A 21,463-nucleotide genomic window follows, 5' to 3' on the forward strand; every position below is an offset into this window, starting at 1 on the left:
CCAAATAGAATCAAAGACTAAGTTATATTTTTATAATTACTTTCGGCCAAATACAAAGAAAGCAGCCTTTTCATAGGCTGCTTAACTATAGAAGACCAAAGTCACGTTTTGGTCAAGTTTATCAGACTCTTACACCGCCAATTAGTGACAATATAGTCATTTACTCGCAGTTTCAGGTTTAAGACATTGTCTCAGTTTAGACGCGTTGACGCTTGGTTTCGTACAGTTCTTCATCCGCACGCATAATGACATCTTGCAGTGACTCATTTTCTTCAGCAATAGCGATTCCTGTGCTGACACTCGCTTCAACACCCATTTTTTTTAGTGGGTTATCTTGTACTAGATTCTGTAGTTTCTTGGCTAAAGCGTTAGCATTACCAAAGTTGCAATCTGGCAGTATTGCTATAAATTCATCACCACCAGTCCTCACTAAATAGTCACTCGAACGAAACACCTTGCGCATTGCATTTGCGACAATAACTAACACTTCGTCACCCACATGATGTCCATATTTATCATTGATACGTTTTAATCTATCACCGTCAATAGCAATAACCGAGTAGGGAGCAGACCTTAGCCTCCGCTTGAGTACTTCTTCTCGAAATACTTTTCGGTTTGATAACCCCGTCAACTCATCTTTTGTAGCGTTAGAAATCGCACTGGCGAGCTCTATCCCCTTCTGTTTTGTCTCATGAACTTTAGAAAAATAAGCATAAGCGGCCACAAGATAGACGAGATATAAAAAACCATAATCAATAACGACCTTGCTCAGTGGGTAGTTGTATACCATCAGGTTGTTATTATCAGCCACATAGGTTTGGCTATAGGCAAGCTCCTGCCACGGATAACCAGGAAAAAATAATAAAATATGTTTTTGGCCATTGTTAACCGCTACATCAACAGCCTTTCCTTCTTGATAAAGAGAGTTTAGGTGTACTAATTCCCCAAACTCTCCAACCAGCTTTCCATCCTGATAGACCGGGCTAACAATGCTTAACGCCACCGTATCTGAATACGGCGTTTTAAAAGGGTTAGAGATTAAAATTCTGTCCGTAAGCTGGTCATGCCAAGCAAACTTCGCACATGCATCGTTCTCTTTACACCACTCTGCATTGAACGTGTCTTTTATGTTGGCTAGACCTTGCATCGAGCGCTCAAAAATGAATTTGTTACTCGTATATGATCGGAAATAGAGCACAGCCTCCTTTTGATCGTAAACACTCGAAGTAAAACGCTCTGTCTGATGTATCGTTTTGCGCGCAATTGCCTCGACAAAGTCTAGTTCGCTGCTATCCCCTAATGGAATAATCGCGTCAGGGAAATTGTATTCAGTGCCATCGGTTACGTCTTGTACACTTTTTCCCGCATAAGCAGCAAGTTTTTCTTCGGTAAGAAGACCTAACATAATGACTTTCTGCTTCATCTCAGACGCCATCTTGGTATACAAACCAAACTGCTTAACTTCGTAAGAAATCACTAGCCCACCAACAAGTGTAATGGTAGTAATAAACAGTAACAAAGCAACAAAGATTGACTGGTATAAGTTTTTTAGGTTCATCCAAGACCTCGACGAAATTATGTTTCTATTACCTTGGCTAGCTCAATAATATTATTAACATTGAGCTTGTCGAGAACCCTCCTCTTATAGGTGCTAACGGTTTTATCGCTAATAGATAAGACATCCGCAATATCTCGATTGCTTTTACCTTGAAGTAGCAATTTCATCACCGCACTTTCTCGGCTTGATAACGATGGTACATTTCGGCTTTCTTCCACAGTTTGTTTAAACTTGAAGAACGAGTACCCTTTCGCCACTGCTTCGATCGCGTCTTTTAGAATTTCATGGTTTTCTGATTTACACACATAGCCATCCGCTCCTGAGCGAAATGCCATCTGACTGTACATATGGCTGGTCTCAGCAGAAAAGAAAATGACTTTCCCATTAAAACCATGAGATTTAATGCGTTTGTAAAAATCGTAACCATCGCAATCCGCGAGGTTTACATCCAAAATGAGTAGCCCTATGTTCCCCTCTTTTAGGCTCTTAAGTGCGTCTTTCGAACTCGTTGCTGTCATTACTTCGTTGGCGATGCCTAAGCTCTCGACCAATGATTTGATTGCAACGCAGACAAGTGGGTGATCATCAAAGATCAAACAGTTCAATTTATTCATCATTCTTTTATTTCAGTATTGTTATTGCTTCTAAAGGCATTGGTTTGTCGATGAAGTAGCCTTGGCACACATCGACTGTGTAATGGCGCATGGCGTCAAGTGTCTTCTCGTCTTCCACCCCCTCTGCGACGACACTGATGTTTAGGCTTTTTGCTAGCGCACAAATTGCTAACACGATATTTTTCTTTTTAGGGTCATGTACTAACCCTTGTACGAATGAGCGATCGATTTTCAGTTCGTTGAAAGGCAGTTGAGCCAACTTTTCTAACGACGACGACCCAGTACCAAAATCATCAATACTGATCGTCACACCGTTCATCCGAAATTTGAGTAGGTTCTTATACAACGCGGGACTGCTTTGAAATGTATCCCGTTCGGTGATTTCAATCGTAAAGTGGTCGGGACAAATTCCGTTCTCATCACACCGCTCTATGAATTGGTTAGCAAACTCAGGGTCTTCGAGGTTCTCATGATCGACGTTTAGTGAGATATGATGTTTGAACCCACGGTTTTTCATGTCATATAACGCATTGCTAAACACTGCTTCAAATAACTCTGCAGATAAATGACAACGCTCCACGATTGAAAGGAAGCGGTGTGGTCCGAGAACTCCATATATTGGGTGAGACCAACGCGCTAATGCTTCATACCCAATGACTTCACCAGTATTGGCGTCAGCTAAGGGTTGGTAATAGTTTTTTACCCGACCTTCTGCTAATGCAAACAAAAACTCTTGATCTTGCAGGTAGATATGTTGATGAAACCTTCTAGTTTTGGCTGGCTCTGCCCCTACTCTTCTGAGCATCTCGACGACTTGACTTTCCTCATAGGGTTTAAGCAGCTTTCCGAGAACTTCAAAACTAAACGTTTCACACATCGCTCGAACCGCAGTAACAATGGTCAATTCCATTGCACTAACAAGTACAACTTTGCCTTGGTAGCCAATCTGATTGAGCATCTCCATCATGTCGATCCCATCTTTGTCAGGCATTTGTAGATCACAAAATATAATGTCGACATCAGACTCTTTTGCCTGTCTAATCGCGGCATCAACGTCCTCAAAAGTTGACACACTGACCTCGTGACGAAGCAGCATTTGCTTGAGCAGTGTTATCTGTAGTGGATGGTCATCAATCACCATCGCATTCAGTGATTTATTCATGAGCATTTATCCAATCTTCTGCTAAGTTGATTTCATGTTCGATTCGGTTGATAAGCGTCGCCACGTGAGATTCAAAATCCGCATCACTCGCCTTTTCTGCGTCAACACACAGCTCGACTAAAATCGAAACGCCAATAGCCCCCAGTGCGCCCTTTATCCCATGGATTATGCGTTTCTTCTCTTGTTTGGTTTCTGCGATCTTCAAATTCGAAACATCTTTCTCCATTGAGCTCTTAAACACACCGGCTATCTCATGGGCGTCTTTCTTTTTAAACTTCTCGATCCATTCAGGCCACTTTGCCTCTTTCTCTTGACCAAGATGCGGCAGAAGTTTCGACCGGAGCTTTTCGAGGTCATAAGGCTTGTATAAGATGTCATCAATACCGATGTTCTTGGCGTGTTCATTTGCTAAGCGTGAGTCTTCCGCCGTCACACCAATCACGGGGATTGAAGCGAGATCTGAATTTGCTTTCAACTTCTTAACCAGCTGAAACCCATCCATTTCCGGCATATGAAAGTCAGTCAGAACCAGTGTCACTTGATCATCACGATTCACGTATTGCCAAGCTTCTAAACCATTACTCACAATGACGGGTTCAATACCTAACTCTCGCAATTGCATCGTAATCACACTTTGGTTAATTGGGTTGTCTTCCGCCACCAAAACCGTGCCATGCTTCCAGCTTACATTTTGAAGTGTTGGAGATGTCTCTGCTCTCAGCGAGCAATCTTGACTTAACAGTGCTAGTAAGGTGTCTGGGTACTTTGCTTCGGCAGGACTTAACTCACAGTGACTGTCCCGAGCACAAATTAAGTTGAGGCCCTTGTATTTTCCTTGGGAAGAAAACTTACCGGTAAGGTTGGGGTTTACATCTGTAGAGCCCATACCCCATGTTAAACACCAATCGCGCACATTTGCTGGCAATGTAGGTGAGAACGAGTAAGAAATCGCAGGTCGCGGATTTGACTCACAAAGAATAATAGGAAGCTTCACTACGACTGTGGTGCCTAATCCAAACTGGGAGTCAATGCATAATTCTCCGCCCATGCACTCAACGAGACGGTCAACAATGCTCAGACCCAAGCCTGTACCGCCATATTTTCGCGTGATAGAGTCATCGGCTTGAACAAAGGGCTGCAAAATACCTTCGAGTTGAGAGTCCGTCATTCCAATGCCTGTATCGGCAATTTTCAGGATCAGTTGGCCTTCATTCATTGCCACACTGACATTGATTTCACCATCACTTGTAAACTTAACGGCATTTGAAAGTAGATTTGTCGTAATTTGTACCAAGCGCACGGCATCGACTTTTAACCATGGATTCGCAAATGGCTTGAAGGTCACTCGATAGTCTAAACCTTTGCTTACCGCTTTAGGTTCAAAGCTACGAACGACATCACACAGTGTTGTCACCACATCTGTTTTTACCGGAGTGACCTTTAACTGCCCCGCCTCGAGTTTGGAATAATCCAACACTTCATCCACCAGCAAATTTAGGTGGTTCAAGGATCGCATGGCCTGAGTAATTAACTCTTTACTCGAATCGTTGTCCTCCTGTCGTGTGAGTAAATCCAGCAACCCATGCGCGGCCGATAACGGCGTTCTTAATTCATGACTCATCGTCGCCAAGAAGTTTTCACGCGCTCGAACGGCAGTCTGCGCTCTCTCTTGAGCAACGATCAGAGCAAGTTCACGCTCTTGCTGCTCGGTAATATCTTGGAGAACCGTTAAAACAAATTGCTTTTTGCTACTTGGCGAAAATATCGATTTACGCTCACGATAGACATGTTGGATGCCGAGTTTGCAGTTTTTGGCCGCAGTTGTATCTGAGATGCGCTTCCCTGCGATAACCTGTCTCAGTTCAACAACGTTGTTCACCAGCGGCTTCGCACTATTTCGATTCTCTATCGTACAGCCTTTACAACGCTTATTGCGGTAGAGAGAGCAGTTGCTCATTTGAATCTGGTTATCTTCACCATGAATAAAGACAATGCTATTAATCTCTTGGATGATGTCCATGAGCCATTGCTTTTCTTTTTCTTCGTTGGTGGCGTTTAATTCCGCAAGATTGACTTTCAGTTTGAGATGCGCCAATACGAAATAAACAATCGCTAGCAATACCACAAACATTGCCGCTGCAAAGAGGACGATGGTAAAGACGTCTTCTTCGTCATAACCATAAACAAGATTGAAGTTGCGATAAGTTCGGTTGATCTTGTCGATCTCTTTGGCATCAATAGTATCTATAATGCTATCGAGGATTTTCTTTAACTTGGTATTATGCTCCGTCACAGCAAACGCAATGGAGAGTGTGAGCACGTCCTTTTCACTGATAAGCAGCCCATCGATATTATCTTGGGCAATCATGCTATGTACGATGTCATCAGGCACATAGGCAACTTCAATCTCACCTGCTTTTAGGTCACTCAATAGCTGCTTTAGATCGTCATAGCGAGTAAAACGTTCTTCTTTCCATGAGTCGAGATTAACCAAGCCTTGTCTTTTCAGGCTCATGAGAATGCCTGATTTCGCTTGATGGTGTGGATGGTTTTCCGGATCAAGCGCTTCAATCGCGACAAAGTTGTTGTGCATAAACGGCTTGGTAATAAGCCAGTCTGAAGATGGAGCATAATCCACATAGGCAACAGGCACGATATCCGCGTTGAATGCCGTCAACCCACTGTTTAAGCTGCCGCTAGGTTTAACATATTCAAACCTCAAGCCCGTTCTAGATTGGATTAAGTCAATAAAATCCGGTAAGAAACCATCTAAACGACCAGTATGGGTGTTTCGATAGAGGAAAGGGAAAGCGGCTTCACTGCTGCTGTATGTAATCGTCTGGTTACCACCGAGGTCACGGCGATATGCGACCAGCAATTTGTCGTTCACATGATATGGATTCTTTGATGCCACAGAACGAATGTTCTTGCCATTACGCTCCCAACTTAAGATGCGGTTAATTCTGTCAACAAGCTCTTGGTTCGACTTAGAAGTGATGAAACTGACTTCTTCTTCATTCAACCAACTTGGAATGTCCACGGATCCATTAACAATATCGTTCTGATCTAAATACTGGTTGATAGCCACATAAGTCGAAATTAATGCGTTAGCTCGCCCACTCCTCACCTCTTCAAAAGCGTTAACTCGACTTTCCATTTGGCGAACGCTTGTGACCCCCATATCTTCCAGATATTGGCAATAGACAGTTCCAACAACACATACCCAGTTGAGTTCACGGGGATCTCGTTTAAAATAACTGCTTTCGCGATACAACACGGCTATGGTGCTAGAGAAAAAAGGATCGGAAAAAATAAAACGAGCTTCTCGGTCTGGCGTTTTGCTAAAGCCTACCGCCCCATCAATCTTGTTAGTTTCAATGTCATTGAGAATTTCTGGAATGACCGAGTAAGTGCGCAATTCAAGCTTAAGATTTAATACCTTTGCAATGTTAGTCAGATACTCGAGGTTAATACCGTAGAAGGTGCCGACCTCGCTACCCACGTTCGGGTCGTCAGACTTTTGAGCAATCACACCTACAACAACAGTGTCAGAAGACTCTTCCTCTGCTAGGCAATAAGTTGAGCTCGCAATTCCGGTGAATGCGGCAAAAATGAGAATGTTTTTTCTTAGAATGCTGAACATAATGACTTCCACGACTTGGAAGGTCAGCCTAAATTGTGCAGCTTAAATGTCAAACTTCGGCAATTTTGAAGGTATTTATATACTATTGTTTTTAAATGGCTTTATTGTGAATTGTAAGTACAATCCGACACAATTATCCACATTAGACTACAACACTTTTGCGTAGAGCATCTCATCATAAAGTGGAAAAAGATTGCACAACCTTTAAACAGGGTTATATGGAATATTTAGTGGTTCGTGGCGTGTAATGCGAACAAAAAAGGCCACTTCTGTAGAAATGGCCCTTCGTTTAACGCGCTTAGTAAACCGTTTCTAAACCTGAACGAAACTGGTTCTTTCCTTCTTTTTTGGCGAAATACATCGCCATGTCCGCCTCGTTGATTTTTTCTTCAAGGGAAGAATTTTCATCGCGTGGCCAATAACTCACGCCGATGCTTGCAGAGATGCCACACGTTATATCACCAAAGAGAAACGGTTTGGATAGACTCTCGATGATCCTTTGAGCAATCGGCTCACAGCTTGTCGCTTCACGAACCGCAATCAAAAACTCATCACCCGCCAAACGTGACACCAAGTCTCGCCTTGCCACACAACTCATCAAACGTTGTGCGACAACTTTCAATAGTTGGTCACCAATCGCGTGCCCATATTGGTCGTTTACGGCTTTAAAGCCATCCAAATCAACAAACAGAATATGTTGTGATGTCCCCAAATCGTGCTTCTCTTGTAAACGACGCATCGCTTTTGAGCGGTTAGCCAAACCCGTTAATGGGTCGTGATTCGCTTGATAATTCAGACGCTTGAGCTCGATATCTATTGTTAAATCCGTAAATGAAACCACGAACGCTTCCGCTCTGCCAGTTTCACTCTTCAACACTCGCACTTTCAACTCACAAGGCATAACTCGTCCTTGTTGGTTTTTCAGCTCAACATGCGTCTTGTAGTGTCCTGTTTTGAGCAATCGAAGCTTAATTGCCTTAGTGACTTCAAACGGTGATAAAAGCTCTAACGTCCTTAACGCCCCTACCTCACCAAACCATTGTGTCGCCGCATGGTTTTGGGTTTGGATACTCAGTGCTCGGTTTAACACTAAAATGGCATCTTGGTTTTGGTCAAACATCAAATCAAGTAACTTACGGCGCTGCTCAGACAAGGTTTGCTCTGTGATGTCCTGTAACTGGATCAAGCTGCTTTTTTCTGTATCCATCGGATTACAAGAAATCAAATAGCGCTTGGTTTTATCTAAACTACGAACCTCTATTCCCTTCACCGTGGTGTGTGTGTCGATGGCAAACATGATTCGTTCGATTTTAGATACAGGCTCAAACCAACTCGTGAGCAACGTACGAACATCCGAATTGACGTCGACCCCTTTCATTTCTTTCGAGGCGATCGGGTTGAAGTACGTGACTTTATGGCAAGAAGAAACAACGAGCACGCAACGCTGCATCGCATCTAATGCGCTGTGAATATAGCGGTTTTTGTCCTCTACTCGCTTCAAAACCTGTGCTACTTGAGACTCACGCTCAGCCAAGCTCATGGTCATCTCATTAAAGCATGCCGTCAGCTTACCAACTTCATCTTGGTGATAAACCGGGAGTGTTTTTCGAATCACGCCAACCCGACTCATGTGTTCAACCGAACGATGCAGTGACAATAAAGGTAATGAGATCAATGAATGCAGCAATTTAGCTAATGCCCACGCACACATGGAAAGTAACAAAACGATCACGGCTAATGAGAGCCACATCTTTCGTTCATTGATGAGTAGGTTCTCCAGTGACACCCAAACTTCTAATGCACCCAGCTTTTCATCACCTAACACAACATCATAATGACGCATCACAACACTTAGGTGAGTACACTCCAATGTTCGTTTCTGCCATTCACAACCAACAGGCAAGTCCTCAATCGAAGCGATGGTTTGGTCGTTTTGATTGATAACAAGGGCAGAAATAACATCAGGGTCAAAGCTCAAATTAACCAATTGTTCTTTTGCTGCGTATGCATCATCAAACATCAATGCCGCTTGAAGCGTATTGGCAACGCCTTGTCCAAGAATATTGGTTCTTCGATCAAGTGCTGCTTCTTGCGCCAACACCAAATATTGAATAGCTAAAGTCCCCAAGCCAATAACAATCAGCGTGATCATTAACCAAGTCGGCAGCATCATCTTATGACGCAAAGGCAAGCGAGCAAGACGAGAACGAATCATGGCTCCCCCTCGTCTTCCGCTAGGATCGAAATACTGAGTAATTGCGCTCTAAGTTGAACACCGGTAGGTGCAACATGGCCACGCGAAACCATAGGGCGAATACGGTTGTTCACCTTCACAAAGGCCACCATACCGCCCATAAAAACAAACTCTTCCCCATTACCAATCAGTAAAGAATGAGGGAACGCCTCTTTTAGCGCTTCTATTTGAGTTTGCGTCGCATTGGGTACGTAAAGAATGTGACAAGCACTCGGCGTCACGTCACTGGAAAGATTAAAATAACGAGATAACTGTGGCTTGCGAGCCACAATACGCTTCAAATGTTCCGCAACAGTGTCACTTTCAGAGACACAATATTCAATTGGTGCGATAGGTTCACCAGTGTTCATCCAATCGGCTAACAATGCAAAGCGGTACAAGTACACCGCTTTTAAATCCGCATCGTCATACTGAGCAAAAGCCAACGTCGCACTCAGTAAGGCCCAAAGAGCGAGCCCATACTTTAAGGCGGATGTTTTCTCAAAACGCTTTACCATCCGGCGTAATTCCAATCTAAGGTCAGCCAGTACTGAGTCCCATTGGCAAAAGAGTTGTAATTATTGGGAAACTCTTTGCTTTGATTCGCCCCTAGATTCTCTACTGAGGCTGTAATCTCAGGCATGCAGTCGTTGTATTGCCAACTCAAAGAGGCATCAAAAGACACTACTTCAGGCCAGTTGTAGTCTTTATTTGCAACAGAAACAGGATGCAATGCCGATTCATAATCTTCATGCAGTTCCGATTCAGAAACATATTGCCCACTGACACTTACCCACCATTGAGGCGTGATGTCCCACATTACTTGGGCATTCACGAAATGGTTTGGCTCATTTTCAATCATTCGTTTCACAGCATCATTGCTTGAGCAGATGGCACCTTCGCAGTGACCAACAATTCGCTTATAGCTGTAGTTGGCATTAATTTGGAGAGCATCGCGGGGTTGCCATTTCACAGCAATTTCGCCACCAAAACTCTCACTCCAAATTGGATCCACCAACTGAGAGGTGTACTGCTCTACCACCGTGCCAACCGTACCAGGCGATGAGCCTTCACCAATGATGATTTGCGACGCTGATTCTGTTTTATATACGCGAATGTTCTCGTGTCGGGTATAAAAGCCCCCGATGCTGAATTGCAGCCTGTTCTCATCCCAAAAACGATACCCAAGTTCATAGGTAGAAACCGATTCGACATCGAGATCCTCATTCCCTTTGAGTATCGTGCTGTAGTAGTAATCGTAGTAATTGTTATCGCTAAACATAACGTTCTGCATGTACTGGTTTTCACGCATGTAGGTGCTTAGCTCAATACGTGAAGGCGTCACAATCGCTTTACCCCACCCAGCCCAAATTCTTTGGTTGTTTGCGAGTTCATAACTCAAGCGAACTTGTGGCTGTGGATCGATATCATGAGTCAGGTTGTTGTACTGCCAGCGATTGCCCAGCGTTAGTTTGGTTTTGTCCATAACAGGAATGTTCCAGTTCATGTACAAACCGTAAGACTGGTTTAGGAAGTCTGGATCTTCTGCTACGCGCAGGTAAGGCATCGTCACCAATTCATATGTGGAGAACGTACCAAACTTTTCATCAATCAATCGGATATTGCCACCGACGGTGAGCTCTGTTCCCCATAAGTCCGAAAAAGTATAGTGAGAATCTAAATCGGTTCTAAGAAACTGCGCATTCGCGTGGGTACTGTCGTTAGAACTGTAAGTCAACCACAGCTCGTTTTCCCAGCTGTCGCCATTGCTGCGGTCAAATACATGATGGCCACCAACGAAGTACTCTTGCATCGTCATTTCCGCTTCGTGAGTGCGCATTGGTTCTGCACCTGGCATGATAAAGTGCGGTTGGAAATTACCCCAGTTGTAATCTTCACGAGAACGAATACCACCCGCTTGTACACTCAATGTATGTTCATGCTTCTGATAATCCAAACGACCACCAAAGCGCTCGGTATACACATTGAAATGCTGGAATGGCTGCACACGCGCTTCATCACTTGTCCACGGCATATGATCAACAAACTCACCGTAAAGACTGTAGTTTGCGTATTCACCAACAGAGCCAGCATGATGGAGCTGATATTCACTGTAGTTGTAGTTTCCGAAGCTAGCAGACACCTTCCCTTTTGCTGCACCATCCGCTTCTTTTGTGATGACATTAATAATACCTGTTACGGCATTGCCACCCCATACCGTGCCGACCGGGCCAAGTACGATTTCGATCTGAGAGATATTCTCCATGCTGACAGGGATCAAATCCCAATCGACACCTGAAGACATTGGGTTAAAAACGCTACGGCCATCGACCATGACCAACATTTTATTGTTCAAGGTTTCGTTATTACCACGCACCGTCACTCCCCAATCGTAGTTGGAGTATTTTGCGACATGAAGACCGGGTGCCAAAGATAGCGCATCAGCAACCGAGCGCGCACCAGAGCGTCTAATCTCTTTCGCGGTAATGACATAAACAGAGGCGGGTGTATCAGCAAGGGATTGCGAGGTTCGTGTAGCGGAGACAACCTTGGTTTCCGCCAAAGAGCACAGTGGCATTTCAAGTAGAGAATCAAGGTCATAGTTAGCAGAGGCAGGAGCTACCGCTCCAAACGTGGATGCAATCACGAGGTTTAACGACAAACGCATAGGGTATTTCTCAACGTTTGAACACTAAATATGGAACTTAGGGAAGAGGCTCAAACGTTAAATCACAGTGTATCTATATGAATACAGTATACCATTTACGTTTTTTCGGTTCATTTTAAACCAACACCAATTACGCTAAGTTATTTTTGTCGAGACGATTAATTGATGTATCAGATAGTGGGTGTTGGGTATAGAGAGTAAAAAAGCGCCGACAGGCGCTTTAATAGAAACGTTTTAATTCCAAACAGGTTCGCCGTGCTCTTCACAACGTTGTTTATCATAGTATTCAATACGCCCACCCTTACCGACAAACTGTGCCTGCACTACCATTCCTGCATCTACAAACTCGCGGAAATAGTCACATGACACATGAAAACTGCTGTCCTGAATTACGACAGGCACCCATTCGTAACCGCCGCTACGAGGTAAGTAAGACTTGAACACAATGACCCCGTCGTCAGAAACCTCAATCGCTTGGTCATATTCATTAAGCTTGAAGAAACGTTGTCCATCGAGTTCAGCTTTCGCATGTTCAATAGTTTCTTGAGTTGCCGTAGAAGGCAATGCTTGACTCGGCATAGTTTGACAGCCAACAACCGATGTCGCTGCTGCAAGCAGCAAAGTTAATTTAATTGTTTTATTCATTATTCCTAACCACTGTAGTGTTAGTTATTATTTTTGTCATGCGTGTACATGACCTTCTAGAAAAGAAAAGCGCCTTTCAGCGCTTATCATTATACATCCCTTACCCAAACGTCCTTGACGTCTTTTTTAAGAAGGTCAATCACACTTTGGTGAATGAAAACGAAGCCAAAATCTTCTTCTAGTTTAAATATTAATCGCTCTTCTAAAGGAATATTTTCTAATTTAGAGAAGTCAAACTCTGTTGATTCGATGTCTAACCAGTTCAACTTGCCGTATTGTTTTTCTTTGTCCGTCAATTTATAAGTTTGATGGATATAAGGCATTCGATAATCTTCGTAAACTTTAATTTGATCATCTGTTGGTTGGCTTGGAGAACAATCCACGCGAGCGTCTAACCACTCTACTCCGTGTACAACCAGTTTCTCTACTTCTGATGCAATATCACTGATGATAAATAGCTTTGGAGAAAAAGTCATTTCCAAAAGCAAATCGGGCTCTACTGGCACAATTGGCTTGGGGCTTTGCTGGAATGGGAAGTTATTAATGCCTTTCCGTGTGAGTATTGAGTATTCACTTATCATTTAACTTACCTCCTTGGAGCCTCTTCATTAATATCAAACTTAAAAGCAGTTAGCCCACAGGCCAAACCTTCGAGAGCTATATTGTATAACTCCTCGTATATTTCTGAAGAAAAGAATACGCTGTTTGTGCCTACAACCCTAAAAATGTGTCTCCGACACATTGGATAAGATTTGAGTTTTTTTTCATCAATATACAGTTTATGGACAATAATAGAATGAAAAGACTCTCGTTCGTCAAGTGGTACCTCATGACCATGCTCTTCTGGGTCATAATGCTCAACGATAGATTCAACAACAGATTTTTCCTCATCCAACACATCTAACTCATTATTTATAGCTATGATATATCGTTCTTGAGTCGATAGCCCATCCATACACTCTAATCTGTTCGGCAAAACAGCGATTCCATACGGATCGAAACTCATAAAAACATTTGCAATTGCTCTAGTGACACTTAAGTCTCCTGAGTTTGTTATATCAAAAACAGCTTCTGAATAACTATCTTCATCTTCCCAAATAATCGGATTCAATGCGCTTATAGGAATGAACTCCAAATCCTCATATAAATACTCTCTTTTATCCGAGCACATAAACATCGCATCACTTTCATCAGTATTTTCGTTTATATACGCTAATTCCATTAAAGTTCCTTTAACAATCTTAATCGTGAACCAATAAATATTTCATTCTTTACATCCGATAAGTCTGGCCAATCGGTAGAAACATTGGAGTGTAGACGCCCTTCACACTCAATGCTTCCACAGCCATATTGATTTTCTTTAAAAGAATAACCTGTATTACTTAAAAGAAGATTAAACTCACTTACATCTAAACAAATTTCCTTCGACAAGGTATTCAAATGTCCCTGATAAACAACATTTGTCAGATTACATTTTAGCTTTTTGAGTACTGTCTTGAAATCACTAAGAATACTTTTGTGATAACCTTTGAAGGAACGAGAGTCAAGCGCCTTCTTATCCCTCATGTACATCTCTGTAACTTTACCTTTAGATTGTTGACTGTTTGGTGCAAAGGGGTTATTGACTGCCTTGTTTGTTCCAGATTTTTCCCAATGGTTAGCGATATCTTTACCTTGATGGGCACTAGTGTGAAAAGGAAGATAGTAGAAACAAGCAACGTCTTTACTAATGCTACTTCCTCCGTCGTGAGGAAGTAGCACAATATTAGAACCGCTATTCCAACTGTAACTATGAGCTTCCATTTGATTGATTCTTTCTGTCGTTAATCTATAGAATAACTGATAACTTATTAAGTGATGTGAAGAAAGATGACACCCAGTTCTAGTTTTTAATATGTGCTTTTGCTTCTGAGCTGAATCATTAACTTGTTTATTCATTTCCGTTTAGCACCTTTATTCTTGCTAACAACACAGTGTTTCATATTTTTGGTTATGAGCCTCTTACAACACTGACACCGTTGCACCCCTTCTTGACGCTTTTCTTGAGTTTTGTCATTTTTCCTTCCTGACTGAGCAGACTCACCGGTATTATGTTTTACTTTTGCTGGGTAAGTTTTCTCGCCCTTACCTAAGATGCGAGCAAAAAGCTTATCAAACTCGCCCATCGCCTCTTTAAGCTTGTCCGGCACCATCTTATCGATGATTTTTACCTCATCCGCTAACTTCAAGAAATACGCGCCGAGCTCATCTGCGCCCATTCTGTTTGCGTATGAAGCCAGCTCAGTTGCCACTTCAATACAAGGTTTTAGAACATCGCTAACAATCTGGCTGGTTTGCTTGGCGTAATCCACCCAATCTAACGTGCGCAAGAATTTTTCTGGATCGCCTTTACCCATGCCTCTTAAAACGGCCAGCAAAGTATCTTTTGATGTTCCTTTACCGCCTTTTAGCGCAACTTTACATGTGCCTTTAACCGCACTACCAAACGTAGGAACACAGCCGACAAGGGTAAGTGAAAGTGCTAACCAATTTTCGGGCTTATCACGCTCTTCTTCACTCAACAAAGTCATAATGTTCGCAGATAAATCGCGTACATCAGCAGCTTGGTCTACAACAGGAATCATCGTCAGCGCCGTATTGGCGATGATCTGCTCGACAGAAGCATCATCGTTGAAATCACCAAGAATCACACCCCAAATCCAGCTGGCAGCACCAGACATTCGCGTCCAAGCATTTTCCCAGAAACCAACTTCGCCTTTCTTTGTTTCTTCAATGATCAGTTGAGCGTTAGCACTAGGATTAAAGTTCGGATTGGTCTTAGTTGGAACATTCGGCATAAAGTCGCGACTGTCCTCACCGTACTCTATGGCAAACTCACCCGGAGCAACGCCACCGACCGAAGCCTTACCGTTGTTGTCTAATGTTCCTTCAAATACGGCGCCAGATTGATCGGTTAGAGTGTAAGTTGCGCCTTGAACGGGTTCACCGTCTGAGTAAGAGAGGTACAAGTCAACCGTATACGTCCCTTCCTGATCTTCCGTAACAGAAACCGATGGGTTTTGTGCGCCGCCCAAACACATAGTGTTGGCTTTGTTCATGGTCATTTGATCAGACAGGCGACATACGCCCTTGCCTTCAAATTTAACCGTTGGTGAGGCTGAGATGAATTTTGCTTCGGCTTCTATCGTGCCGGATGCGACGCCTTTTTTATCGCCGCCCGCATCACCGGTACTTTTTGAGAATGTACTGCCTTTGATTGCGACACTGTTGCCACCATCCATAGAGATAGTCGTTGTGCCACCAGCAAGATCTGCTGATTTAGCATTGTTGCCATAAGGAATAGGAACGATCGGCTTACCGACCTTCGTTAAACAAACATCTGGGAGCGTTGCATTCGCTTCACCACCTGAGCCTTTATGAACTATCGAAAGTCCATTTGCACCAACTGTTACGCCCATAACCAATCCATTTGAACTTTGTTGATTGAATAATAAAAGAGATCGCATATTGCAATCTCTCTAAATGACTAGTGAATTTCACTAAACCACTAGTGACATTCACGATAAAGCTTAAAACTGGCAGAAGATCTCATTTCGAGATCTTCTGTTTATCGATACACTTCAAGCAATTGCTGGAACTTTAAATCTATAACGATGTAGGTCGCGGCATACATGATCGCGAAGGTGATCGCACTGATGCCTAAAATCAGCTTGGGTGAGATCACCCTTTTTAACGGTTTTTTAAGGTATTTGGCCTTAAGGTTAACCAGAGAGACTTTCTCTTGCTCCGCCAGTCGTTCATCACGCACTAAGCGATAAATGGTATTACCGATTTCTGCGAGCTTTTCGTTACCGCGCTCTTCACGGCCGTACTTTCCCTGAAAGCCAAGTTGAAGCAGCAAATACAAAAATTCGATGACGTGACGGTATTTGCGCGGGTCTGCTTTTAAACGCTCGAGAATAACGAAGAACTTATCGCCGCCAGATGTTTCATTGTGGAACTCGGACAACAAACTGTTCTGGCTCCAATGGCTGTTAGCGCCCCACTCTTGTCGGCAAACCGATTCATCAATCGCAGCACACAAACAGTATCGGATGACCAAAATGGATGCGCGATCCAATTCCATTTCATTGAGCTTACGTTCGCCTTTTCTTATCTCGCGAGCCACTTGTTCACGGAACGGCATTGGGTCATCAAGCCAAGGAATTGAGGACATACAAGACAAGCTGGCGATCAACCATGAGAATTGATCGACCAAAGGGTTGATGCCCATGTTTTCGATGTTTAGGTCTTGTACCGCGATATTACGAGACAAGTCAGGCGCTGGCATCACCTCCATCGGTTTGCCAGGCTCTGGTTGGAATAAAACTACAGTGACGTCGGTTTCTGCGTAACTCATAGACGAACAGCCCATAGTTGCAATGACAAGTTAGCAAAGTCACCCGCTACGTGAACCGCAATCGCAGCCGTGTTTTTCAGTGCTGCCCACTCTTCGCCTGTCTTATCCAGTTCGAAGTAGGTGTAACCTGCGTGGTAAGGCAATGCACGAGGTACGACTGGCATTGGTTTGATCTCGATACCCGGCAGTTGAAGGTTAATCAAGTCACGAATGTTATCGATAGAACCGATCTTCGTTTGGCTAACAAACTGAGTATGTAGAACATCCAAAGTAACATCAGCTTTAACCGCAAGAATAAAGGTTGTGGTATCGATGATCTTGCTGTCTGGAATCGCTGCCGTTCTAATACCATAGTTTTGGTCTCTCAACGTCAGTGGGATTGCACGTTGCTCAGACATCACACTTAGTGTCATCTTCGCACTATCCAATGTACGCGATAGACAACTGGTTAGGTCGCCATGGTTGTATTTGGTGAACTCGACTGGACGACGAGACGCTGAACACAAAGTCGAAAGCTCACCTTCTGCCTGAAGAAGAATGCGGTAAAACGATTCAGGATGAACGCCTTCGGCACTCGCAAAATGCCAGAATAATGGCTCGTATCGGTTTAAAGCTTGGAGCAGCATGAAATCAGAAACTGAAGACACACCTTGCTGATCAACCACACCTAAGCGCTGAACGATAGATTCTGCACGGTGTTTCAGCATGGATGCGAATTCGGTGGCGAACTTGTTCAGCACGGTTGAAGCGTGAATATCGATGCAAGTCGGAATAAAGCTTTCATCCAAGATAACACTGCCATCTGGCTTTACTTCTGAGATCTTTAGAATTGGAATCGATGTGTAAGCACTCTTATCTTCATGGTCATACATCAAACAGAAGTTAAGCTTACCGACTACGATGTTCGCCATGTCTTCCGAATCATAACAAGCGTCAACCGCCTCTTGAGATTCCATCGTGTAACGTGCGCCGTCTTTCTTAGTGCCGAATAGCTCAGAGCGCTCAGAAGGTAGCGGACAACAAAGGTAAACCACCTTGTCAGCAATCGAAGGATCAACGTCTTTCACTTCTGGAAGTTCGGCCAGCAGCGGCAACTCAAATGGCGTTCTGTCTTGAAGAATACCTTCAGCACGAGTGATACCAATTTTGCCCAACGCCAGCAGTTGCGAGTTAATCTCTAAACGCTTAATGCCCCAATGCAAAGGTGATGCATTTGCGCTCAGCATGCTCGACAGTTTACTTTGCGAACGATCGAGTTGCTGAAAGTGCTGCGGCTTCATGAACATTCCATCTTGCCAAACAACTGGATTGTATAAAGACATGCTTTTATTCCTTAAAAGTAAACTTGTTCAATGCCGCGAGTGTTATCAGAAATTAACTCACTGCCTTCTAACTTGAGCTTTATGTAGTACTCGCTCTTCTCTTCAATCACTTCGACTTTACGCCAAGAAGAGCCGTCGATATCGCGAAACGCGACTGAGAATCCAACCGCACGGGTTGCTGGATCAAGCTCCAAGAATTCGTGGATCTTTTCACCAGGCTGCATTTGGTATTCATAACGTTTTATGTATTCATCACCCAGTGATGCTTTATCGTTCTCAAACAAAGCGAAGAAGTCTAAGCTGCGAAACAACACGGGTGATGTCAGCTCATGAACTCGCAAAATAACTGGAGAGGATTGCCCACCTTCACGAACATTCAGAACCGAAGAAGCCTCAATCACTAATTCAATTGAGGACGTTTCTGGCGTAATACCTGTTGATTCTTTAAATTGCCCCCACATGGAACAACCGGATAGCAAAGCGCATCCGAGTAATATAGCTATACTACGCATGGCTTCCCTTAATCGCTTTGGTGTAGTTTTTCTTGATCAAGCCTTTCAATGACGTCTCATTCATTTGGCGACGGTTATTGGCGTAAAACTCAAGATACTCACCCCATAGCTTTGATTTGGTGGTGAACATGGATTTACTTGCGACGTCGTTTGCAAACGTGACAGGGTCATTCGTCTCTGATTGTTCAATCAGCAACTCATTGAGAGCCTTGTTAAAAATAATTTGATGATCGTTGAGCTCATCCAACATTTGCTCCACCAATTCATTCGGAGACAGCAAGTTCTGGCTATTTAGCGTCAGCATCAGCTCCGCTAAGTTTGAATCCGCTTCACTTAAACCCTGTTCACCTTTGAGTGACTCAACTTCATGCAGGTCTTTTTGCAGGTTATCGATACATAAACGAAGACATGTACCCATCTGTTTAAACAACAGAGCTTCGTTGCTGATCAGATCTGGGTTGCTAATACCCAAACCTTCATAAAATGCTTTACCGATATCGGAAGAATGCGTAGCACTCTCGGCTCCTAGTGAATCATTGCTTACAAAGCCGACTTGATTCTCTGTCGCTTTCGTTTCTGGCTGAGTAGGTTGTGCTGATGGAATAAAAGCTTGCGTTACCTCTTCCCATTTCTGACCAACAGGCTCTGCTCTTTGAGCAACATTTGATGTCGCGTGATCAAGTGGTGTTTGATATTGAGGCTGTTGAGGCTGGGTAACCTCTGGTTCCACCCTACGAGCTTGAAGTGGAACGGCTTCCGTTTGCGCAAAATCTTCTGGAATGAACGCCGCTTGCTTAGTTTGTTCTGCCACGGGTTCGACAGATGCTTTACTCGTGGCAGCGCCTCCCAACCAGTCTTCCGGGATTAAGTTTGGAATATCGAATTCAGAATGGATGCTGAAGCTGTCATCAACGACTTGTCGCGTGTTTTCGATTGGCTTAGCCTTTGCAGGCTCTGACTTTTCGACATCGCGGATAAGATGGTCGTCTTCACGCTGCATCGAAAACTTTAGATGCGCAATAGGATCGTCAGTATCGACATCGTCTTGCTTGGTCTCCATGAACAAGTCTTCTAATGCACCGACTTTTTCTTCCTCTTCTACTACCGCCTCACCTAGATTAACGAGTGGATCATTCGATACACGTTCTGGCGCAATGTCAGAAGCAATATCTTGCGCTGCCGTTACATGCTCCAACGAAACACCAATTTCGTATTGACCCAGAGAAATCACATCGCCATCAACGATGGACACAGGTTGGTTCTTTAGTATTTTGTTACCATTCACCATTGTGCCGTTAGTCGACACATCGCTGATGTAGTACGTGTCTCCGTATACGCTGATCAGACAATGTGTGCCAGAGATGAAACGGTTATGATCAGTTAAAGGTAGTGTAGAGCTCGGTGCTCGACCGACTGAACCACCACCTTCTGGCATTTCAACATGCTTCGCGCCCGTATATTCCTCCGGGCACTTTGAAATGAATAGGACTAGCTGATGTGTTTGCATTGCTAAACCTTAAAATAATAGAGAAACAGACAGCTCTAACCCACCAATTCCATCATTGACCACAGGAAGAATGTAGGAAGCTTGAGGGATGATTTGGATGTGTGCATCTGGATTACTGCCAAGTTTGATTGCAGTACCAAGCGTTACTACCGCACCAAGTTCAAACTGGTCGATATCTTCAATCGCTTCGTAACGAAAGCCGTCTGAGTCTACCTTCCAGCGGTTGGAGTATTGAGAGTAACCTAATGACAAACCAGCACCGATGTAAGGAGTAAAGATGCTCCAAGAGCTCAATGCGTATTGAGGAACGACACGGAACTCGTAGTTAGTCACTTCTTGATAAACGCCATTTGAAGGTGCATCAACATCTTCTGCAAGGTAGTTCAAGCCAAGCCACCAGCGCCAGCGATTGTTGTTCTCATCAATAGGGCGAGTGTGTACAAGTCCGTATCGCAAGGTATCTACGTCACCACTAGAACCTTCGTCATAGTCAATACTTTCAATCGTTAGCATATTGACTGAGCCGCCGTATCGTTCCCCTTTAGCAACCGCAAAAGTAGAAAATAGGCACATGGCTGAGATTAGCCCAACTTGACTTGGTTTTAGCATTTCGTCCCTCTTGGAAAACCTTGTAATAATATTCAGGGGCGAAAGATATCAAGTCTCTTTTCTTTTTCAATATGGTAAAAAATAGCGCCATCAAATAAGGTAATTCACCTACAAATAAAAGCAATTTAACTAGCGTTATATTCATTTAAACGGTTGACTCTATTCCATCAAAAAATCAGAAAATTAATCACATACCCTAAATTAGATACAACTTAATTAGAGACGCATACATTCGCATCATGAAAACAAACTGAAAACTTTCATTAACAAAAACTATTCAAGTGGGAACTAATCAAGGTAATCTTAATTTTAATAATCTGACCTTACTTCAAACTATTAGACGAAATCATAACTGACATAAATATTAAAAATGTATTAACCAGCACCTTTGTCTCAATTATTGGAATGCACATCACTTAATGTAATGCCAAAAAAATCAGCATAAACCTTCAATTTTGTGAACGAATGTCACACTAAGTTAAATTATATTGATTTAGATATTATTTATTATTCTATTTCTTTCTTTTGCCTATAAAATCCATCAAAAAAAAGATGATAGTCCCGTCTTTATAATTAAAAAGTCGGCTGACT

At 43.2% G+C, this 21,463-nt stretch carries 17 protein-coding genes; all 17 read right to left on the reverse strand.

Annotation, left to right across the window (positions count from 1 at the left end; all coding sequences use genetic code 11):
• Positions 1 to 196 precede the first annotated feature (196 nt).
• The 17 genes from GXP65_RS01330 to GXP65_RS01410 all read right to left on the reverse strand — a co-directional run bounded on the left by GXP65_RS01330 (position 197) and on the right by GXP65_RS01410 (position 20,872).
• Positions 197 to 1,558: a GGDEF domain-containing protein gene (locus GXP65_RS01330; RefSeq protein ID WP_162091793.1), complete on the reverse strand. Its 1,362-nt coding sequence runs from the start codon at positions 1,556 to 1,558 to the stop codon at positions 197 to 199.
• A gap of 17 nt (positions 1,559 to 1,575) precedes the next feature.
• The gene (locus GXP65_RS01335; RefSeq protein WP_045372198.1) at positions 1,576 to 2,175 is read right to left on the reverse strand and encodes a response regulator transcription factor; all 600 of its coding nucleotides are present in this window, start codon (positions 2,173 to 2,175) and stop codon (positions 1,576 to 1,578) included.
• Positions 2,176 to 2,179: 4 nt separating this feature from the next.
• The gene (locus tag GXP65_RS01340) at positions 2,180 to 3,334 is read right to left on the reverse strand and encodes an EAL domain-containing protein (RefSeq protein ID WP_162091794.1); all 1,155 of its coding nucleotides are present in this window, start codon (positions 3,332 to 3,334) and stop codon (positions 2,180 to 2,182) included.
• A complete protein-coding gene (locus tag GXP65_RS01345; RefSeq protein WP_162091795.1) occupies positions 3,327 to 6,977 on the reverse strand; it encodes a transporter substrate-binding domain-containing protein in 3,651 nt (1,216 codons plus the stop codon). Before GXP65_RS01345 ends, GXP65_RS01340 begins: the two co-directional genes overlap by 8 nt.
• Before the next feature lie 298 nt (positions 6,978 to 7,275).
• The gene (locus GXP65_RS01350) at positions 7,276 to 9,192 is read right to left on the reverse strand and encodes a diguanylate cyclase (protein WP_005426921.1); all 1,917 of its coding nucleotides are present in this window, start codon (positions 9,190 to 9,192) and stop codon (positions 7,276 to 7,278) included.
• Complete coding sequence (locus tag GXP65_RS01355; RefSeq protein ID WP_162091796.1) at positions 9,189 to 9,728, reverse strand: YfiR family protein; 540 nt, start codon at positions 9,726 to 9,728, stop codon at positions 9,189 to 9,191. The genes GXP65_RS01350 and GXP65_RS01355 overlap by 4 nt, the downstream gene beginning before the upstream one ends.
• Positions 9,722 to 11,878 carry a TonB-dependent receptor gene (locus GXP65_RS01360; protein ID WP_162091797.1) on the reverse strand — a complete coding sequence of 719 codons (2,157 nt, stop codon included), beginning with the start codon at positions 11,876 to 11,878 and terminating at the stop codon, positions 9,722 to 9,724. Before GXP65_RS01360 ends, GXP65_RS01355 begins: the two co-directional genes overlap by 7 nt.
• Positions 11,879 to 12,112: 234 nt before the next feature.
• A complete protein-coding gene (locus tag GXP65_RS01365) occupies positions 12,113 to 12,523 on the reverse strand; it encodes a hypothetical protein (RefSeq protein ID WP_162091798.1) in 411 nt (136 codons plus the stop codon).
• 89 nt (positions 12,524 to 12,612) lie between these two features.
• The gene (locus GXP65_RS01370; RefSeq protein ID WP_162091799.1) at positions 12,613 to 13,104 is read right to left on the reverse strand and encodes a hypothetical protein; all 492 of its coding nucleotides are present in this window, start codon (positions 13,102 to 13,104) and stop codon (positions 12,613 to 12,615) included.
• A gap of 5 nt (positions 13,105 to 13,109) precedes the next feature.
• Positions 13,110 to 13,745, reverse strand: a complete 636-nt coding sequence (locus GXP65_RS01375) for a DUF1629 domain-containing protein (RefSeq protein ID WP_162091800.1) — start codon at positions 13,743 to 13,745, stop codon at positions 13,110 to 13,112.
• On the reverse strand, positions 13,745 to 14,461 hold the full coding sequence (locus tag GXP65_RS01380; protein ID WP_162091801.1) for an AHH domain-containing protein: 717 nt from the start codon (positions 14,459 to 14,461) through the stop codon (positions 13,745 to 13,747). The genes GXP65_RS01375 and GXP65_RS01380 overlap by 1 nt, the downstream gene beginning before the upstream one ends.
• Positions 14,458 to 15,981: a PAAR-like domain-containing protein gene (locus tag GXP65_RS01385; protein ID WP_162091802.1), complete on the reverse strand. Its 1,524-nt coding sequence runs from the start codon at positions 15,979 to 15,981 to the stop codon at positions 14,458 to 14,460. The genes GXP65_RS01380 and GXP65_RS01385 overlap by 4 nt, the downstream gene beginning before the upstream one ends.
• Before the next feature lie 149 nt (positions 15,982 to 16,130).
• Positions 16,131 to 16,922, reverse strand: coding sequence for a type IVB secretion system protein IcmH/DotU (gene icmH, locus GXP65_RS01390; RefSeq protein ID WP_005449458.1), 792 nt, complete (start codon positions 16,920 to 16,922; stop codon positions 16,131 to 16,133).
• The gene (tssK, locus tag GXP65_RS01395) at positions 16,919 to 18,244 is read right to left on the reverse strand and encodes a type VI secretion system baseplate subunit TssK (RefSeq protein WP_005426887.1); all 1,326 of its coding nucleotides are present in this window, start codon (positions 18,242 to 18,244) and stop codon (positions 16,919 to 16,921) included. The genes icmH and tssK overlap by 4 nt, the downstream gene beginning before the upstream one ends.
• 11 nt (positions 18,245 to 18,255) lie before the next feature.
• On the reverse strand, positions 18,256 to 18,756 hold the full coding sequence (tssJ, locus tag GXP65_RS01400; RefSeq protein WP_077201632.1) for a type VI secretion system lipoprotein TssJ: 501 nt from the start codon (positions 18,754 to 18,756) through the stop codon (positions 18,256 to 18,258).
• The gene (locus GXP65_RS01405; RefSeq protein WP_162091803.1) at positions 18,749 to 20,263 is read right to left on the reverse strand and encodes an FHA domain-containing protein; all 1,515 of its coding nucleotides are present in this window, start codon (positions 20,261 to 20,263) and stop codon (positions 18,749 to 18,751) included. The genes tssJ and GXP65_RS01405 overlap by 8 nt, the downstream gene beginning before the upstream one ends.
• 9 nt (positions 20,264 to 20,272) lie before the next feature.
• Positions 20,273 to 20,872, reverse strand: coding sequence for a hypothetical protein (locus GXP65_RS01410; protein WP_103414316.1), 600 nt, complete (start codon positions 20,870 to 20,872; stop codon positions 20,273 to 20,275).
• Positions 20,873 to 21,463: the final 591 nt, after the last annotated feature.

The organism is Vibrio sp. LB10LO1, assembly GCF_010092875.1.
Classification (GTDB): Bacteria; Pseudomonadota; Gammaproteobacteria; order Enterobacterales; family Vibrionaceae; genus Vibrio; species Vibrio campbellii.

Coding starts and splice junctions, on each gene's coding strand:
- GXP65_RS01330 (WP_162091793.1), bottom strand. CDS start 1,558: ATGAACCTAAAAAACTTATACCAGTCAATCTTTGTTGCTTTGTTACTG.
- GXP65_RS01335 (WP_045372198.1), bottom strand. CDS start 2,175: ATGATGAATAAATTGAACTGTTTGATCTTTGATGATCACCCACTTGTC.
- GXP65_RS01340 (WP_162091794.1), bottom strand. CDS start 3,334: ATGAATAAATCACTGAATGCGATGGTGATTGATGACCATCCACTACAG.
- GXP65_RS01345 (WP_162091795.1), bottom strand. CDS start 6,977: ATGTTCAGCATTCTAAGAAAAAACATTCTCATTTTTGCCGCATTCACC.
- GXP65_RS01350 (WP_005426921.1), bottom strand. CDS start 9,192: ATGATTCGTTCTCGTCTTGCTCGCTTGCCTTTGCGTCATAAGATGATG.
- GXP65_RS01355 (WP_162091796.1), bottom strand. CDS start 9,728: ATGGTAAAGCGTTTTGAGAAAACATCCGCCTTAAAGTATGGGCTCGCT.
- GXP65_RS01360 (WP_162091797.1), bottom strand. CDS start 11,878: ATGCGTTTGTCGTTAAACCTCGTGATTGCATCCACGTTTGGAGCGGTA.
- GXP65_RS01365 (WP_162091798.1), bottom strand. CDS start 12,523: ATGAATAAAACAATTAAATTAACTTTGCTGCTTGCAGCAGCGACATCG.
- GXP65_RS01370 (WP_162091799.1), bottom strand. CDS start 13,104: ATGATAAGTGAATACTCAATACTCACACGGAAAGGCATTAATAACTTC.
- GXP65_RS01375 (WP_162091800.1), bottom strand. CDS start 13,745: ATGGAATTAGCGTATATAAACGAAAATACTGATGAAAGTGATGCGATG.
- GXP65_RS01380 (WP_162091801.1), bottom strand. CDS start 14,461: ATGAATAAACAAGTTAATGATTCAGCTCAGAAGCAAAAGCACATATTA.
- GXP65_RS01385 (WP_162091802.1), bottom strand. CDS start 15,981: ATGGGCGTAACAGTTGGTGCAAATGGACTTTCGATAGTTCATAAAGGC.
- icmH (WP_005449458.1), bottom strand. CDS start 16,922: ATGAGTTACGCAGAAACCGACGTCACTGTAGTTTTATTCCAACCAGAG.
- tssK (WP_005426887.1), bottom strand. CDS start 18,244: ATGTCTTTATACAATCCAGTTGTTTGGCAAGATGGAATGTTCATGAAG.
- tssJ (WP_077201632.1), bottom strand. CDS start 18,756: ATGCGTAGTATAGCTATATTACTCGGATGCGCTTTGCTATCCGGTTGT.
- GXP65_RS01405 (WP_162091803.1), bottom strand. CDS start 20,263: ATGCAAACACATCAGCTAGTCCTATTCATTTCAAAGTGCCCGGAGGAA.
- GXP65_RS01410 (WP_103414316.1), bottom strand. CDS start 20,872: ATGCTAAAACCAAGTCAAGTTGGGCTAATCTCAGCCATGTGCCTATTT.